Origin of the sequence: Nocardia sp. MH4, from assembly GCF_019266065.1 — a bacterium.
Classification (GTDB): domain Bacteria; phylum Actinomycetota; class Actinomycetes; order Mycobacteriales; family Mycobacteriaceae; genus Nocardia; species Nocardia canadensis.
Window position 1 is genome coordinate 66,295 of the sequence record NZ_LPNR01000131.1, and the last position, 16,691, is coordinate 82,985.

At 68.8% G+C, this 16,691-nt stretch carries 13 protein-coding genes and 1 tRNA gene; 6 read left to right on the top strand and 8 right to left on the bottom strand.

The window, feature by feature from the left end; translation table 11 throughout:
- Positions 1-832 precede the first annotated feature (832 nt).
- Both ATM97_RS32045 and ATM97_RS32050 read right to left on the bottom strand, forming a co-directional pair.
- Positions 833-1,045, bottom strand: coding sequence for a ferredoxin (locus ATM97_RS32045; protein ID WP_218721959.1), 213 nt, complete (start codon positions 1,043-1,045; stop codon positions 833-835).
- Positions 1,042-2,484: a cytochrome P450 gene (locus ATM97_RS32050; RefSeq protein WP_218721960.1), complete on the bottom strand. Its 1,443-nt coding sequence runs from the start codon at positions 2,482-2,484 to the stop codon at positions 1,042-1,044. The genes ATM97_RS32045 and ATM97_RS32050 overlap by 4 nt, the downstream gene beginning before the upstream one ends.
- A 117-nt stretch (positions 2,485-2,601) precedes the next feature.
- Here ATM97_RS32050 and ATM97_RS32055 point away from each other — a divergent pair, with 117 nt between their 5' ends.
- A complete protein-coding gene (locus tag ATM97_RS32055) occupies positions 2,602-3,312 on the top strand; it encodes a TetR/AcrR family transcriptional regulator (protein ID WP_218721961.1) in 711 nt (236 codons plus the stop codon).
- Positions 3,313-3,437: 125 nt separating this feature from the next.
- Here the strand turns inward: ATM97_RS32055 and ATM97_RS32060 are convergent.
- Positions 3,438-3,511: transfer RNA gene (locus tag ATM97_RS32060), tRNA-Met, on the bottom strand.
- A 364-nt stretch (positions 3,512-3,875) separates the two neighbouring features.
- Between ATM97_RS32060 and ATM97_RS32065 the strand changes: the two genes are divergently transcribed.
- A complete protein-coding gene (locus ATM97_RS32065) occupies positions 3,876-4,421 on the top strand; it encodes a transglycosylase family protein (protein ID WP_218721962.1) in 546 nt (181 codons plus the stop codon).
- Between the two features lie 70 nt (positions 4,422-4,491).
- On the opposite strand, the gene ATM97_RS32070 is transcribed toward ATM97_RS32065, so the two are convergent.
- Positions 4,492-7,476 (bottom strand): UPF0182 family protein, encoded by a 2,985-nt coding sequence (locus tag ATM97_RS32070; protein WP_218721963.1) that lies wholly within the window; start codon positions 7,474-7,476, stop codon positions 4,492-4,494.
- Between the two features lie 157 nt (positions 7,477-7,633).
- On the opposite strand from ATM97_RS32070, the gene ATM97_RS32075 reads away from it, so the two are divergent.
- Entirely contained in the window at positions 7,634-8,212 is a 579-nt protein-coding gene (locus ATM97_RS32075) for a PPA1309 family protein (protein WP_218721964.1), read from the top strand.
- On the opposite strand, the gene ATM97_RS32080 is transcribed toward ATM97_RS32075, so the two are convergent.
- Positions 8,213-9,238: a PDZ domain-containing protein gene (locus ATM97_RS32080; protein WP_218721965.1), complete on the bottom strand. Its 1,026-nt coding sequence runs from the start codon at positions 9,236-9,238 to the stop codon at positions 8,213-8,215. It lies immediately after the preceding gene.
- A 127-nt stretch (positions 9,239-9,365) separates the two neighbouring features.
- Here ATM97_RS32080 and ATM97_RS32085 point away from each other — a divergent pair, with 127 nt between their 5' ends.
- The 3 genes from ATM97_RS32085 to ATM97_RS32095 all read left to right on the top strand — a co-directional run bounded on the left by ATM97_RS32085 (position 9,366) and on the right by ATM97_RS32095 (position 13,259).
- Positions 9,366-10,763, top strand: coding sequence for a zinc-dependent metalloprotease (locus ATM97_RS32085; protein WP_218721966.1), 1,398 nt, complete (start codon positions 9,366-9,368; stop codon positions 10,761-10,763).
- A gap of 214 nt (positions 10,764-10,977) precedes the next feature.
- On the top strand, positions 10,978-11,850 hold the full coding sequence (locus ATM97_RS32090) for a TOMM precursor leader peptide-binding protein (protein ID WP_218721967.1): 873 nt from the start codon (positions 10,978-10,980) through the stop codon (positions 11,848-11,850).
- Between the two features lie 59 nt (positions 11,851-11,909).
- Entirely contained in the window at positions 11,910-13,259 is a 1,350-nt protein-coding gene (locus tag ATM97_RS32095) for an ABC1 kinase family protein (protein WP_374104927.1), read from the top strand.
- A gap of 178 nt (positions 13,260-13,437) precedes the next feature.
- Here ATM97_RS32095 and ATM97_RS32100 read toward each other — a convergent pair whose 3' ends face one another.
- From ATM97_RS32100 to ATM97_RS32110, 3 genes are all read right to left on the bottom strand, one after another.
- The gene (locus ATM97_RS32100; protein WP_374104928.1) at positions 13,438-13,731 is read right to left on the bottom strand and encodes a WhiB family transcriptional regulator; all 294 of its coding nucleotides are present in this window, start codon (positions 13,729-13,731) and stop codon (positions 13,438-13,440) included.
- A 137-nt stretch (positions 13,732-13,868) separates the two neighbouring features.
- Complete coding sequence (locus ATM97_RS32105) at positions 13,869-14,195, bottom strand: hypothetical protein (RefSeq protein ID WP_218721969.1); 327 nt, start codon at positions 14,193-14,195, stop codon at positions 13,869-13,871.
- A gap of 109 nt (positions 14,196-14,304) precedes the next feature.
- Entirely contained in the window at positions 14,305-16,461 is a 2,157-nt protein-coding gene (locus tag ATM97_RS32110) for an ATP-dependent DNA helicase UvrD2 (RefSeq protein ID WP_218721970.1), read from the bottom strand.
- Positions 16,462-16,691 lie beyond the last annotated feature (230 nt).

Here is a 16,691-nt window from a genome sequence, read left to right on the forward strand (position 1 = left end):
CAGAAGGGGCGCGGAGATCCTCCGCGGATTGCCGTGGTCGCGCTGTGGGTGCGGACCCGGCTGGAGTCGGCCGTTCGGCCGGAAAGCTGACGCGCTACGTCGCCATTCCGGCGGCCCGAGGCGCGGGTCTGAGGGCGTCTCGGCCGGGCGAACCGGCGCGCTGATCCCTCTCGAAAGGTTCGAACGGCAGAACAGGACTCATTGAACTGCACAGTATTTGGGGTATCTCGAGCTTGTCAACCGTCCGGTTTCTTCCCGTTCATCGCGCTGATTACTCACAAAGCTTCCCACGATCCGAGCCGCTTCGCAGTGTTCGGTGGCTGGAATGTTGCCCGGCACTGGTACCGCTCGACCGTTCCGCGCCGATCGCGCGACGGCCCGGCCGCCCGCGCTCGCGCTCCGCCGGGCCTCACCGGCCCATCATTACCGGATTGCCCTGCGCACCTCGGGATTCGGACCCGAGGAACTCGGGGACTGGTGGCAGCGCCACCGGCCACGGCGAACGTCGCCGGGAACGGTCCCGCCGTGACCGACGGACGGGGGTCTTCCGACGTCCCGCCCGCAGGCTCGACTGTGCGGCACGCACCCTGCCCGACAAGGGTTCCCGGCCGCCACTCGAACGGCCGGGATCGGTTTGCTGACGATGCTGTTCACACCCGCCGGTGCCGTCGACCGGCTCCCGGCCGTCCGAATCGGGGACCCCGGCCGGGCTCGATTGCCGGTGCGCACTTTTCGACGCGTACACCGTGGGCCGCGCAGCCATGCCGGTAGTCACGGTAAGGCCGACCGATGGGAGGCGGCGCCGGGCGAGAACGGCCGCCGTAGGGGGTCGTCAGTACGCGGGCGGTCGCGGCGCCTCCAAGCGAAGGGCCGCGACCGGGCAGGTGTCGACCGCGAGTCGGATGGTGTCGAGTTGGTCCTCGCTGACCGGACCCAGCACGGTCGCCTTGCCTTCGTCGTCGGTCTCGTAGACGTCGGGCGCCAACGCGACACAGAGCGCGTGGCCCTCGCATCGGTTCCGGTCGACGCTGATCCTGGGCGTCATACGGCCGAGGACGATTCGGTCGCGCGGGCGTGCCGTGGCCGGAGGTCGATCGGCAGGCCGTCGTCGGGAGTGGGCCCGGTGCCCCAGGTCAACGGTGGCTGATAGCCGACGGGAACACTCCACTCGTATCGAAGCAGCATTCGGTGCATGATGGATTTCACGGTCATCCCGCCGAAGTACAGACCGATACACTTGTGCGCCCCGCCGCCGAAGGGGGACCAGGCATAGCGGTGCACCTTGTCCTCGCGCCGATCCGCGGCGAACCGTTCCGGGTCGAACTCGTCCGGTCGCGGCCACCACCGCGCCAGCCGCATCGACGGATATGCGCCGAGGAGGATGTCGGTACCCGCCGGGATGTAGTGACCGAGGATCTCGGTGTCCTCGATCGCCTGGCGAATCAGCATTCCCGCCGGGGCGTACATGCGCAGTGTTTCCTTGAACGCGAGATCCAGCGACGGCAGGCGATCGAGGTCGTCGTAGTCGAGCGAGGCTTTCCCCAGCGCGAGCGATTCCGCGCGCAGCCGCTCCTGCCAGTGCGGATCGGCGCCGAGCAGATAGGTGAGCATGGAGGCCGTGACGGCGGTGGTGTCGTGCGCGGCCATCAGGACGAAGATCATGTGGTTGACGACGTCGGCGTCGGAGAACACCTCCCCGTCCTCGCTCCTCGCGCGACACAACACGCTGAACAGATCGTTCCCCGCTCCGGCGCGTTTGGCGGGCAGTCGGGCACGGAAGTACTCCTCGAGGACCCGGCGGCCACGTAACCCCCGCGACCACGTACCGCCCGGCACCTGCGCCCGGATCAACGCCTGGCCGCCGACCACTGTGTGCTCGAACGCGCGCTCCAACTGTTCGGCGCGCGAACCCATTTCCTCGCCGACGAAAACCTCGGTCGCCAGGTTCAGCATCATCTGCTTGACGGCGTCGTACAACCGAAAGCCGTTGCCGGGCCGCCACGATGCGAGGTCCCGATCGATGCCCGGCCCCATCAGGTCGAGGTAGCTGATCAGTCGAGGCCGCGTGAACGCCTGCTGCATGATGCGCCGGTGATACATGTGCTCATCGAAGTCGAGCAGCATGATGCCACGTCGAAAGAACGGCCCGATCCAGAATTCCCAGCCCTTCTCGCTGGAGAAGGCCTTGTTCCGGTCGGCCCAGACGGTCTCCAGCGCGGCCGGGCCCAGCGCGCAGACGGCGCGGTGGCCGAACACCTGCGTCCAGGAGACCTCGCCGTACTTGTCGAAGGTGCTGCGCGCCCATGCGAGCGGGTCGGTGTAGACCCGCAACGACTGGCCGATCAGAGGTAACCCCGCGTTGCCCGGCACCGGAAGCAGACCGCTCCCAGCCGGTGGCTCGGCGAGCGGCATGGTTCTCGACGGATACAGGTCGGCCAAGTCGGCGGCACGCTGTTGAATCCTGCGGCGAATGTCGTGGTGCATGTGGTGTCCTTTCGCGGCGCTGCGAAGGTTCGACGGAGGCCCGGTGACAGCCACCAAATTGGTGACACTCCGTCACCAATTAGCTCTCTTGCCGCCCGCCTTTGTCAAGATGGAGCCATGACCACCTCCCAGACCTGGGGCGGGCGCACTGCCCAGGCGCGCCGTGCCGCGCGCCGCCAGCAGCTGATCGACGCCGCCATCGACATCTGGGCCGACAGCGGCTGGGCGGCGGTGAGCCTGCGCAGCGTATGCGCCAGGGCAGGGCTGAACGATCGATACTTCCGGGAGAGCTTCGCCGATCGAGACACGTTGCTTGCCGCGGCATGGGACCAGGTGCGCGACGAAACGACGGCCACCCTGGCCACGGCGATCAGTGATCGCGGGAGTTCACCACCGCTCGAAGTGCTGCGTCGCGCAGTCGAAGCCGTGGTCACCAGCTTCGCTACCGACCAACGCCGCACCCAGGTCCTGTTCGGCGACCACGCGGGCAGCGAAGTACTCGAGCGCCGTCGCCGCGACCTGATATTCCTCGTCACCGATATGCTCGCGACGGGCATGCGGCCGTCGCTACGAAACGGCGTGAACTACGACGAGTTCCACCGCACCGTGCTGATGGCCGTCGGCGGTTTCGTGGAGTTGACGACCGCGTGGCGTGCGGGCACCATCGCCATCGACCCCGCCGGGATAGTCGCCCAGACAACCCGCTTCGGCGAGATCCTCGCCGGCCACTACCTCGAGCCCGACCCGCCGTCACATCGGGCAGACCCGCGCGACGCCGGTACCGACTCCACCCTGGTTCGATTGCCCACTACCGCATCCGACGACTGAGGACCGGACTACCGGCCCCTAGCCAGGACCGCGAGGCGCGGAGATCGCGTGCCGCATCCGCGCAGTCAGTCGACGAAAATGCCTCAGGCCGGAAGATCTTTCGATCTTCCGGCCTGAGGCGCTTGTAGCGGGGACAGGATTTGAACCTGCGACCTCTGGGTTATGAGCCCAGCGAGCTACCGAGCTGCTCCACCCCGCGTCGGTGAATACAACATTACACACGGGTTAGCGCGGATGCCAAATCGTGAGGTCAGGGCAGGTTTTCCCGGCGCTGCACGCGATCTTCGACGAGCTGCCGGGCCGCGCGGAACCGCACATTGTGACCGGCGTCATATTCTCGCTCGACTCGACGAGCGGCGCGTGCGGAGAGCCGGATTCGCGTGACCGGGGTCACTATTTCGGCGTGATCTCACGCACATAACGGACCAATAACAGACCGACCGGGATCTAGGTATTCCCCCACGCTATGCAGCGTAAACATTGGTAAGACGGCTATTTCATTCATACAATTGTCTCGTTATCAAGATGTGATCGTCATGGATTTCTTGGTTAGCGTCTCCCCCATGACTGAGACCCGGAAATTCCGCACCCGTGCCCTTGGCGTCGCCGCCATCACCGGCGCCCTGGTTGCCGTTCCGTTCAGCCTGGCCACCGGCACCGCCTCCGCCGCGACCCACAACTGGGACGGTGTCGCGCAGTGCGAGAGCGGTGGCAACTGGGGTATCAACACCGGTAACGGCTACTACGGTGGCCTGCAGTTCTCGCAGAGCACCTGGGCCGCCAACGGCGGTCAGGGCTCGGCGCACAACGCCAGCAAGGAAGAGCAGATCCGCGTCGCGGAGAACGTGCTCGCCAGCCAGGGCGTCGGCGCGTGGCCACACTGCGGCCGCTACCTGCAGGCAGGCACCTCCGAGCCCGAGCCCGCCGTCGAGGAGCCCGCCGCCGAGCTCCCGGTCGAGCTGCCCGCCCAGACCAAGACCGACGTCCAGAACGCCGTCGACCAGGCCAAGGCCGCGGGTCAGGCACTGGCCGACCAGTACGGCGTCGCCGGTCAGTACCAGGACCTGCTCAACGCCAGTGCCCCGCTGATCGCCTCGATCGGCGGCTGATCCACCGTTCCCCCTGCACGAGAAAGGCCCCGCCATCCGGCGGGGCCTTTCTCGCTCTCGCTGCCGACGACTACCGGCCGCCGGCGTCCTGGTACGCCTTCACCGCGGCGTCCAGTTCTTCGAGCGCCTTACCGAAGTCGGTGAAGTTGCCCGTGCGCATCGCCGTGCGCACCGCCTCGATCTTGCGGCTGAGCTCGGCGGCCGCGGCCTCCTGGGCGGTCGACCCCGGCGGGGTCGTCGTTCCGGGCGGCGGGGTCGTGCCGCCGTTCGGCGGAGTGGTGGTGCCCTGGTCCACCGGCGGCGTGACGCCCGGTTTCGGCTTCACGGCCGGATCGCCGCCGAACGGCGTCGCCAGCGAACCGGCGCCCGGCATGACCTGGTTGAGCGCCTCGGCCAGCGTCGCCGCGTAGCCGACCTTCACGCTGCCCGCCGCGTCGCGGTAGCTCACCAGCACGCGCAGCAGCTGCGGGAACGTCGAGGATCCGGTGTTGCGTTCGTTGTAGAACGGCTCCACGTAGAGGATGCCGCCGTCGGCCACCGGCAGCGTGAGCAGATTGCCGTAGCGGATCTTGTTGGAGTTCGACAGCAGGGTCTTCTCACGAGACACCGCGTCTGCGGTGGTCATCGAGTTCTGGGTCTGCTGCGGACCCTGGGTCTGGGTCTCGACCGGCAACTGCAGCACGGTGAACTTGCCGTACCCGTCGGGGTCGGAGCGCACCGAGATGTAGGCGGAGAGGAACTGACGGTTGTAGCCGACCATCGCCGAGGTCAGGTTGAACACCGGCTTGTTCGTCTTCGGATCGCCGAGCAACACGTAGTACGGCGGCTGGTTGAAGGTGCCGCCCTCGATCGTGGGATCGCTGGGGACCGACCAGAACGCGTTGTTGGTGAAGAACTCACGCGGGTTGTCCACGTGGTACTTGGTGAGCATGTCGCGCTGGACCTTGAACAGATCCTCCGGGTAACGGAAGTGCGCCCGCAGCTCCGGCGAGATCTCGCTCTGCGGCTTCACCGCGTTCGGGAACACTCCGCGCCAAGCCTTGAGGACCGGGTCGGTGGAGTCGGTCTCGTACAGGGTGACGGTGCCGTCGTAGGCGTCGACGGTGGCCTTCACCGAGTTGCGGATGTAGCTGACCTCCTTGCGCGGGATGACGCGCCCGGTCTTCTTGTCGATGCTGTCCTCGACCGCGCCGTCGAGCGAAGTCGACTGGGCGTAGGGGTACTTGTCCAGCGTGGTGTAGGCGTCGACGATCCAGACGATGCGCTTGTCGACGACCGCCGGGTAGGCGTTGCCGTCGGTGGTCAGCCACGGGGCGACCTTCTGCACCCGGTCACGCGGACCACGGTTGAACAGGATCTTGGAATCGTCGCTGATCGCCGAGGAGAACAGGATGTTGCGCTCGGCGTATTTGGCGGCGAAGGCCAGCCGGTTGAACCAGTTGCCGATCGGCACGCCGCCGCTGCCCTCATAGGTGTAGGAGGCCTGGTCGGAGTCGTATTCGCGAGGCGCCTGGCCCTCGGCGGTGCCGACGATCGCGTAGTCGGGATCGGTCTGGGCGATCAGCTCGCCGTAGTAGATCCGCGGCTGCTCGACCTTGATCTGCTGATCGTCCATCTTGGTGAACAGATCGCTCACCATGAACAGCGGATAGCCGGAATCGCTGCCGCCCACCACGCTCGGCGCGTCGGACTGCGGCTTGTTCACCCGGTTGGCCGGCGCGGCGACGAAACCGTTGCCGTGGGTGTAGACGGTGTGCTGGTTGATCCAGTCCTTCTGGTTGCCCGAGAGCGCGGCCGGATGCAGCTCACGCGCGGCGACGATGTAGTCCTGGGTGTCGCCGTTGAGGGTGTAACGGTCGATGTCGAGCGACTCGGGGAAGCCGTAGAAGTTCTTCCGCTGCTGGAGCTGGGTGAACGTGGGCGAGAGGATGTTCGGGTCGAGCAGGCGGGCGTTGCCGATGGTGGCCGCGTCCGCGGGAACCTCGAGCGGGCTCTTCTTGCTCTCGCCCTGATAGTCCTGGTATTCGACCCTGTCGTCGGTGATGCCGTACGCCTGGCGCGTCGCCATGATGTTGCGCTCGATGTACGGGCTCTCCTTGTCGGCGGCGTTCGGGCGCACCGAGAACTGCTCGACCACCATCGGCCACACCGCGCCGACCAGGATCGACGAGAGCACCAGCAGGGCGGCCGCCATCGCGGGCACCCGCAGATCGCGCAGCACGATGCCGGCGAAGAACGCGATCGCGCAGATCACCGCGATCGAGAGCAGGATCAGCTTGGCCGGCAGCACCGCGTTGATGTCGGTGAACGACGGACCGCCGAAGGTCGGCTCCTTGCGGGTGCTCGACAACAGGTCGTAGCGGTCGAACCAGTACGCGACCGCCTTGAGCAGCACGAAGATACCGGCGATCACGGCCAGCTGCACGCGCGCGGCCCGGGTCAGCGTGCCCTCGCGACCGGCCAGGCGCAGGCCGCCGAAGACGTAGTGGGTCACCAGGTTCGCGAAGAAGGCGATCACCACGGCGACGAACAGCCAGTTCAGCACCATCCGGTAGAACGGCAGATCGAAGGTGTAGAAGCCGATGTCGAGATGGAACTGCGGGTCCTGCTGGCCGAACTCACCACCGTGCAGGAACAGCTGCACGGTCGCCCAGTTCGACTGCGCCACCAGTCCCGACAGCAGACCCAGCAGCACCGGGATGCCGATGCCGAACAGCCGCAGCCTGCCCATCACGGTGGTGCGGTAGCGCGCGATCGGGTCGTTGGGCCCGGCGACGGGCACGAAGACGGGCCGCGACCGGTAGGCCAGCAGCAGCGCGGCCCAGACCACCAGGCCGACGAACAACGCGACCACGACGAACAGGAGCAACCGCGTGCGCAGCACACCCAGATACACACTGCGATAGCCGACCTCGCCGAACCACAACCAGTTGGTGTAGGCGTCGGTGAGCCGGGGCCCGAGCAGCAGTAACGCCGCGAGGACGACTGCTGTCACCAGCAGCACTCGGCTGCGTCGGGACAACGAAGGTAAACCGGTGGGGGGCCGCATGCCCACGGTGCCACTCTCCAAGGGTCCGGCGGCGACCGCGCCGCTGATCGGCGCAGCACCGCAGTCCGATGTTGCGGATGGTCCGTTGCCGGACCGTTGGCGCCCACTCTACGGAAATCGGACACCGTGCAAGCGCCTGGGCCGAAAATGATTGGATGGGCGGGTGACCGATGACCAGCACGCCGAAGTCGTCCTCGCCCGTTGTGTGCGCGAGGTCGTCGAGTTCGCCGACGCCGAGGGCTGGGGTAACCCGCCGCAGATGTTCGCCCTGGTGCCGACCGCCGACCTCGCCGCGGCCGAACCCGATCTCCAGGATCAGCTCGACGACGGCAGCGAACTCACCCCGATCGCGCAGGAAGCCTTTCCCGACGACATCACCGGCGGGTCGATGGCGCTCGACGAATTCCTCGCGACCACCACCTGGCCGCCCGCCGTCGAGGGCTGCGTGCTGGTCCAGGAGATCGTGGTGCTCCCGCCCGACGCCGAGAGCGACCTCGACGAGGCGCTCGTTCCGCTGCTGGCCGACGACGAGGCCGCCGACGCGGCCGGGCGCGCCGCGGCGCACGCCCATCCCGGCCGCCGGGACGCGCGGCTCATCGCCGGCGTGCTGCGCCAGGGCACCTCGCTGTGCCTGCTGCAGATCCGCCCCGAGGACGACGACGGTTTCGGCGACCTCGACCTGCGCACCTACCCGAATCTGGCGCCGGGCCTGGTCGAGGCCCTGCACCACACGCTGGAGTGATCAGCCGCAGCTGACGGCCTCGCGGCCGGCGTCGATGTCGGCCAGCGAGGTCACCGCGCTGTCGAGCGTGTCGACCTTCACCAAGCGCAGCCCCTCCGGGGCGCGCTGCCTGGCCTCGTTGCAGTTGTCGGCCGGGACCAGGAACGTCTCGGCACCCGCCTCCCGGGCGGCGATCATCTTGTACTGGATGCCGCCGATCGGACCGACCTTGCCCTCCTGGTCGATGGTGCCGGTCCCGGCGACGAACCGGCCGCCGTTGAGCTCACCGGGCGAGAGCTTGTCGATCAGCGCCAGGCTGAACATCAGCCCGGCCGAGGGTCCGCCGATGTCGGCGAGGTTGAACTCGACCTGCAGCGGCGGGCGGCCGCCCTCCCCCGGCGTGATGCCGAGGTAGCCCTTCGTCGAGTCGTCGGGACGAGGCGCGAGGGTGATCGGCGTGGTCTGCTGGGCGTCGCCGCGGCGGTAGACGACGGTGATGGTAGTGCCGGGGCCCTTGGTGGAGACCAGGTCGACGACGTCCTTGGGCGCGGTGATCGGCGTGCCGTCGATGCTGATCAGCTCGTCGCCGACCTGCAGCACGTCCTTGGCCGGGCCCTCGTCCCCGAGTCCGCGCACCAGCACGACCGTCGGCATCTTCAGGTAGTGCAGCGCGGCGACCTCGGCGTTGCTCTCGGAGTCCTTGAAGTCCTGCTGATTGGACTTGTCGACCTCCTCGCGCGACACCCCGGGCGGGTACACCTCCGCGCGTGGGACCAGTCCGTGCTCGCCGCTGACCCAGAAGCCGAACGCCTCGAACAGGTTGAGTCCGTCGCGGACGGACACCGTGGTCATATTGAGGTGCCCGCTCGTCGGATCCAGCGGCGCGCCCGTGACGTCGACCACCTGCTTGCCCTCGACCTCGCCGAGGGTGTCGAAGGTCGGCCCGGGTCCGAGCGCGACGAACGGCACGGTGACCACGCTGCCGACCACACCGAGGACGAGCACGGGTACCAGGGCCACGATCAGGGTGAGGATCCGACGATTCACTCGGACCACAGTAGTGATCACCGGCCGTGACCGACGGGAGTGGCACGCTTTTGCCGGGTACCCGGTGCCATCGATTTCGCGAAGCGCGAACACCGTGGCCCCCTGGTGTCCGCGTAACGTATGAGGTATGAGCGATCTCCCCTTCGGCTTCTCGAACCGCGACGACGACGAATCGGGCAAGCGTCGCGACGAGGCGAACGGCCCCGGCGGAAACGATCCGTTCGGGTTCGGAGCTGCGGGCGCGGGCGGCTTCGACCCGTCGCAGCTGGGACAGATGCTGACCCAGCTCGGGCAGATGATCAGCGGCATGGGCCAGGCGGGCGGCCCCGGCGGCGCGCAGGCCGGGCCGGTCAACTACGACGTGGCCAAGCGGCTGGCCCGCCAGCAACTCGGCGCCACCGTCGCCCCGATCGCGGCGAAGACGACCTCCGCGGTGACCGACGCGGCGCACCTGGCCGAGCTGTGGCTCGACGGCGCCACCGTGCTGCCCGCGGGCGCGAGCAAGACCGTCGCCTGGACGGCCAACGACTGGATCGAAGAGACTCTGCCGACCTGGAAGCGCCTGTGCGATCCGGTGGCCGAGCAGATCTCGGGCATGTGGACCGCGCAGCTGCCCGAGGAGGCCAAGCAGTTCGCCGGGCCGATGGTCGGCATGCTCGGGCAGATGGGCGGGCTGGCGTTCGGTTCCCAGCTCGGTCAGGCCCTCGGCCAGCTGGCCAAAGAGGTGCTGACCTCCACCGATATCGGTCTGCCGCTGGGCCCGGCCGGTACCGCCGCGCTGCTGCCGACGGCGATCTCGGCGTTCAGCGAGGGCCTCGAGCAGCCCGAAAGCGAGATCATGGTCTTCCTGGCGGCCAGGGAGGCCGCCCACCAGCGACTGTTCGCGCACGTGCCGTGGCTGCGTCAGCAGGTGCTGGGCGCGGTGGAGGACTACGCGCGCGGCATCAAGATGGACTTCTCCGCGCTGGAGGAAGCCGCGCAGAACATCGACCCGATGTCGCTGAGCGATCCGTCCAAGCTCGAGGAACTGCTCTCGCAGGGCACCTTCGAGCCGCAGACCACCCCCGAGCAGAAGCAGGCGCTCGAGCGCCTGGAGACCTTGCTCGCGCTGATCGAGGGCTGGGTCGACGTGGTGGTCACCGACGCCGTCGGCGAGCGACTGCCCGGCGCGAGCGCGCTCTCGGAGACGCTGCGCCGCCGCCGCGCGACCGGCGGACCCGCCGAGCAGACCTTCGCCACCCTGGTCGGCCTGGAACTGCGTCCGCGCAAGGTCCGCGAGGCCGCCGCGCTGTGGCGCCGTCTCACCACCGATGTGGGCATGGACCGCCGTGACGGCGTGTGGGCGCACCCCGACCTGCTGCCCGACTCCAGCGACCTGGACTCCCCTGCCGGCTTCATCGACTCCGTGATCGGCGGCGGCACCGGCGCTTTCGACGATCCGCTGGCCCAGCTGGCCGAGACCGAGGCGCGCGAACGCGACGAGGCCGAGCGCGGCAAGACCGATCCCGACACCGACCAGTCCTGAGCAGAGCCGACCCGCCACCACGACCGCCGAAAAATCTGCGGATCATGGTGGCGCGACACGGTTTCCGGGGTGACACCCGCCCAGAAACGCCGTCACGACCGGCCGGACACGAGTTGTCCACAGGCCGACCGTCCGAGCGCGACACGCCGAAAGCCTGTGGATAACCGCACTTTTCGCGCACCGTCGGACCCGGGCCCGCGCCGATACTTGCGCCATGACGACCACGACGCCACTGCGCGGACCGATGTTGCACCCGCGGGTGATCACCCTGGTTCGGCCCTCCGGGACCGTGCAGCTGGGGTGGGACCCGGAACGAGCGCTGCTGCTCGAGACCACCGAGCTCGACACCGGCACCGTCCTCGCGTTCCTGCGCCTGCTCGACGGCCTGCAATCGCTACCCCAGATCGTCTGGCGCGCCGGCGAATTCGGCATCGCGCCGGCGCGTACGGTCGCACTCGTCAGCGCGATCGACGAGGCCGGGCTGCTGCTGCAACCGGAGCGCAAACAGGGCACGGTGCGCGGTGTCACCGTGCACGGTCTCGGGCCGCTGTCGGACGCGGTGACGATCGGGTTGCGGCGCATGGGCATCCGGCCGACCCGCTCGCGGGAGTACCGCCCGGGCACGGCGGTCGGGGCCGGCGGCAATCTGGTGGTGCTCACCGACGCGCTGATGGTCGATCCACGGCTGTCGGTGGACCTGGTGCTGCGCCGAATACCGCACCTGCAGGTCCGGATCCGGGACGGTATCGGCGTGGTCGGTCCACTCGTGCTGCCGGGCGAGACCAGCTGCCTGCGCTGCGCCGATCTGACCCGCACCGGGTTCGACGCCGACTGGCCGCACCTGGCGGCGCAGCTGCTCGGCCGCACCGGGCACGCCTCACCGGCCGGGATCGCGGCGACCACCGCCCTCGCACTGGGCGAGTTGGAGACCATCGTCGCCTGTTCACCCCGCCAGGATCCGGGCACGCTCGACGCCACCATGGAACTCAATCTCGACACCCACGAGGTGCAGCGACGCCCCTGGCCACCGCATCCGGACTGCGGCTGCCGCACCCTGTCCACGACCGAGCCGGGAACGGGCCTATGAGGGCTCCCACAGTGCGGTGTGAGCATTCTTATGGCACACCACCGGCAAGTTCGGCCATGATGGGTAGCGTGTCCGAGATCGTGCGCCGCAGTTCCAGCCGCAATGCCAAGTTGGCCAAAATTCCGCTCGGCATCGCCGGACGAGCCGCCGTCGGCTTCGGCAAGAAGCTCGTGGGTGGTGACAAGCAGCAGATCAACGCCACGTTGAACCAGAAGGCCGCCGAGCAGCTGTTCACCGTGCTCGGCGAGCTCAAGGGCGGGGCGATGAAGTTCGGCCAGGCGCTGAGCGTGATGGAGGCCGCGGTCCCGGAGGAGTTCGGCGAGCACTATCGCGAGGCGCTCACCAAGCTGCAGGCCGCCGCACCGCCGATGCCTGCCGAGACGGTGCACCGGGTGCTGGACCAGCAGCTGGGCACCAAGTGGCGCGAGCGCTTCCAGTCCTTCGACGACACCCCCGCCGCTTCGGCCAGCATCGGCCAGGTACACCGGGCGGTGTGGTCGGACGGGCGCGCCGTCGCGGTGAAGGTGCAGTACCCCGGCGCCGACGAGGCGCTGCGCGCCGATCTGAAGACCTTGTCGCGAATGACCGGCCTGCTGTCCTCGGTCATCCCCGGCGCCGATGTGAAGCCGCTGCTGGCCGAGATCACCGAGCGCACCGAGGAGGAGCTCGACTACCGCATCGAGGCCGCCAACCAGCGCCGTTTCGCCGCCGCCTTCGAGGGCCACCCGCAGATCGTGGTGCCGCGGGTGGTGGCGGGCGCCCCGAAGGTGATCGTCACCGAATGGCTCGACGGCACCCCCGTCTCCGCGCTCATCGCCGCGGGCGCGGCCGACCCGGAAGGCACACGGGCGCAGCGCAACCGGATCGCCGAGCTGATGGGCACCTTCCATTTCTCCTCCCCGGAGCGAGTGGGCCTGCTGCACGGCGACCCGCACCCGGGCAACTTCCTGGTGCTCACCGACGGCAGGCTGGCCGTGCTCGATTTCGGCGCCTGCGCGCCGATGCCGGACGGCTTCCCCGAGATCCTGGGGCGGATGCTCGCCCTGGCCGTCGCGGAGGACCACGCCGCGCTCACCGAACTGCTCTACGAGCACGGCTGGGTGATCCCGGGCCGCACGGTCACCCACGAGGAGATCGAGGCGTACCTTCGCCCGTTCAGCGACCCGATCCGCACCGACACCTTCCACTTCACCCGTTCCTGGATGCAGCGGGTCGCGGGCAAGGCCTCGGAGTTCACCAGCCCGGAGATGAAGACCGCGCGTGCCCTGCAGCTTCCGGCCGAATACCTGACGATCTTCCGGGTGCTCGGCGGTTCGGTCGGCATCCTGGCCCAGCTCGACGCGGAACTCGGGTTCATGAACCTGGTCCGCACCTGGGTCCCGGGTTTCCGCGCCGAACGCGCCTCCTAGTCCGTCACGCGGGGCCGGCGTCACCCACCGGTGGTGGGCGCACTCCCCGGACATCACCACCCTGGTCGTCGCTGTCGCCGACGACCGCACGGTCACACGTACCGGCCGCCGATGACAAACGAACCGCTCACCAGGACTCGGTGAGCGGTTCGTTTGCGGTACAGGCCTTTTCCGGGGTTCATGCCGGGATCGCGACCTTGCGCGGACGGCCACGCGGGCGCTTGCGGGCGATCACGACACCCTGGTCGAAGATCTCGCCACCCCAGACACCCCACGGCTCGGCGCGGTCGATGGCCGCGGTCAGGCAGCCCTTACGGATCGGGCAGGACGCGCACAGTTGCTTGGCCTGCTCGAGGTCGTTCGGGCTCTCGGCGAACCACAGATCAGGGTTTCCGGCCCGGCAGGGCAGGGACGCCACGTTTCGGCATGTCACGTCAGCAGTGGCCGTCGGCCATTCCTGGGCGGTGAACACGTCGTTCTCCTTCAGCTCGTTTGCAGCGGTTGTTCGTTCGGTGTGCGAACCCGGTGCCAACGGCTGAAGAGCCGAATGAAAAAGGCCACGGATTTCGCTTCTCGCGATCCGTGGCCAGGAGGTCTGGGAGGAGTTCCCTACCTAGTTCGACATTTCTGCCGAGACCTGATCACGGTCGCTGGGTGGACACGGAGGCGGATTGCGCCGGCGAACTCGGGTGCGTATCCGAATTCAACGGCCGGAGCTGCCGGTGCCTCGAAGGCCGCCGGCTGCCAACCCACGCTGGGCTTGTCCTGGAGACGAATCGGGGTGTGCTGATGGACGACAGTCATCGGCACAGCTTTGGTATCGACGCCGGACAGACCGGTCCCCTGCAGAGCGAGGACCCCCCGGGAGGCCGACACCATGGATGCGTTCACCAGGACGCGATTGCCCATCGCGTCGAACGTGGTGTTGCTGTTCATCTGACTGCCTCCCTCCTGAACTCGTGTGCTGATAGAAACTCGCGCCGAGATCACTCTCGGTGCGTGTTCTCCACCATAGGCAATGATCGAGAACCGAACAACCTATTTTCTACCTGCGGTTTTGTGTCGTGGCCCGCATTCGGGACGCGACGATGGCGAGCACATCCGCGCCGTACTGCTCGATCTTCTTCGCGCCGATGCCGGCGATCGCGGCCAGGGCCGCGTCGTCGGCGGGCAGCTGCTCGGCGATCGCGGTGAGCGTCGTGTCGGTGAAGACCACGAAGTCGCGCACCCGCAAGACCTCGGCCTTCTCGGCCCGCCACTCCTTGAGCGCGTCCAAGAGCTGGGGGTCGAGTTCGGCCGGGCAGCGGCGACAGCGGCCCAGCATGGTGGCGTAGGTGCCGATCAGCGGTTTCGCGCAGACCCGGCACAGCGGGCGCTTGCCGTCGGCGTCCTTCGGGCCGGTCGCGGTGGCGGCGATGCGGGAGGCGGGCGAGTCGTCGGGAACAAGGCCGTTGAGGAACCGCGAGCGCCTGCGCACCCGCCTGCCGCCCTCGGTGCGGGCCAGCGCCCAGGACACGGCGAGGTGTTCGCGCGCCCGGGTGACGCCGACGTAGAGCAGCCTGCGTTCCTCTTCGAGCGCCGCCTGATCGGACGGACTGCCGTCGTCGCCGAGGACGTGCTGGATCGGCAGGGTGCCGTCGGCGACGCCGACCAGGAACACGGCGTCCCACTCCAGGCCCTTGGCCGCGTGCAGTGAGGCCAGAGTGACGCCGTCGACGGTCGGCGGATGCTTCGCCTCGGCCCTGGTCGCGAGCTCGCGCAGCAGTCCGGTGAGGTCGATCTCCTCGTCGTGGCCGACCAGTTCCTCGGTGAGCTGCACCAGCGCCAGCAACGAGGACCAACGTTCCTTGGCCTGCGCGCCCGCCGGTTCCTCGGCGGTGAGCCCGACCGGGGCGAGCACGGCGCGGACCAGTGTGATCAGCTCGGCGCCGCTGCGCGACTCGTCGGGCAGGTCGTCGCGCGCGTCGGCCTGTCGCAGCGCCTGCACCGCCTGGCGCACCTCCTGGCGCTGGAAGAAACCCTCGCCGCCGCGCACCTGGAACGGGATGTCGCGCGCGCTCAGTGCCTGCTCGAACGGTTCGGACTGGGCGTTGATCCGGTAGAGCACGGCGATCTCGGCGGCCGGGGTGCCCGCCGCGATCAGCTTCTTGATCCGGCCCGCGACGGCCGCCGCCTCGGCGGGCACGTCGGGATATTCGGCGAACTCGGGTTCGGGACCGTCGGGCCGCTGGCCGATCAGGGCCAGCCTGGTCCCGGCGATGCGCCCGCGCGCGGCGCCGATCACCCGGTTGGCCAGCGATACCACCTGCGGGGTGGAGCGGTAGTCGCGTTCGAGCCGGATGACGGTGGCGTCGGGGAAGCGACGGGAGAAGTCGAGCAGGTAGTTCGGGGTGGCGCCGGTGAAGGAGTAGATGGTCTGGTTGGCGTCGCCGACGACGGTGAGGTCGTCGCGTTCGCCGAGCCAGGCATCGAGCACCCGCTGCTGTAGCGGGGTGACGTCCTGGTATTCGTCGACCACGAAACTGCGGTAGCGGCCGCGGAATTCGTCGGCGACGGCCGGGTAGTCCTCGAGCGCGGCGGCGGTGTGCAGCAGCAGATCGTCGAAGTCCAGCAGCAGACCGTCGGCGGAGGTCTTCATCGATTCGTAGCCCGCGTAGACCTGGGCCACCCTGGTGACCTCGACCGGCGCGTCCCGATGGTGCCTGGCCGCGGCGGCGGGGTAGTCCTCCGGCGCGATCAGCGAGGCCTTGGCCCATTCGATCTCGCTGAGCAGGTCGCGGATCAGTTCGGTCGAGGTTCCCAGGCCGGCGCGGTGCGCGGCCTGCGACACCACCGGGAACTTGCTGTCGAGCAGGCGCCACGGCACGTCACCGACGACCTGCGGCCAGAAGTACCGCAACTGCCGCAGCGCGGCGGCGTGGAAGGTGCGGGCCTGGACCTGTCCGGCGTCGCCGCCGAGCCCCATCGAGCGCAGCCGGTTGCGCATCTCCCCCGCCGCCCTGGCGGTGAAGGTCACCGCCAGCACCTGGTCGGCCTTCACGTGCCCGCCCGCGATCAGATGCGCGATGCGGTGGGTGATCGTCCTGGTCTTGCCGGTCCCCGCGCCGGCTAGCACGCACACCGGGCCTCGTGGCGCCCGCACCGCGGCGGCCTGTTCCGGGTCGAGGGCGGTGAGATCGAGTGCTGGCACGGGCACCATCATGACAGCGCCCGCCGACAACCGGGCCCGACGGCCGCCGACCCGCGCCTACGGCGTGCCGTCGCGCAACGTGCGCTGGGCACCGGCGAAGCCGCCGACGCCCGCCCGGCGGCCCGAAAAGGCTCCGGTCGCAGTTCTCCACGGCCACGAGCGCCCGGTTGGCCAGCGCGACGCCGGCCCGCGGTGGCACCAGCGGAACACCACGCCCACCTCAGACGTTGCACATCCCGTGA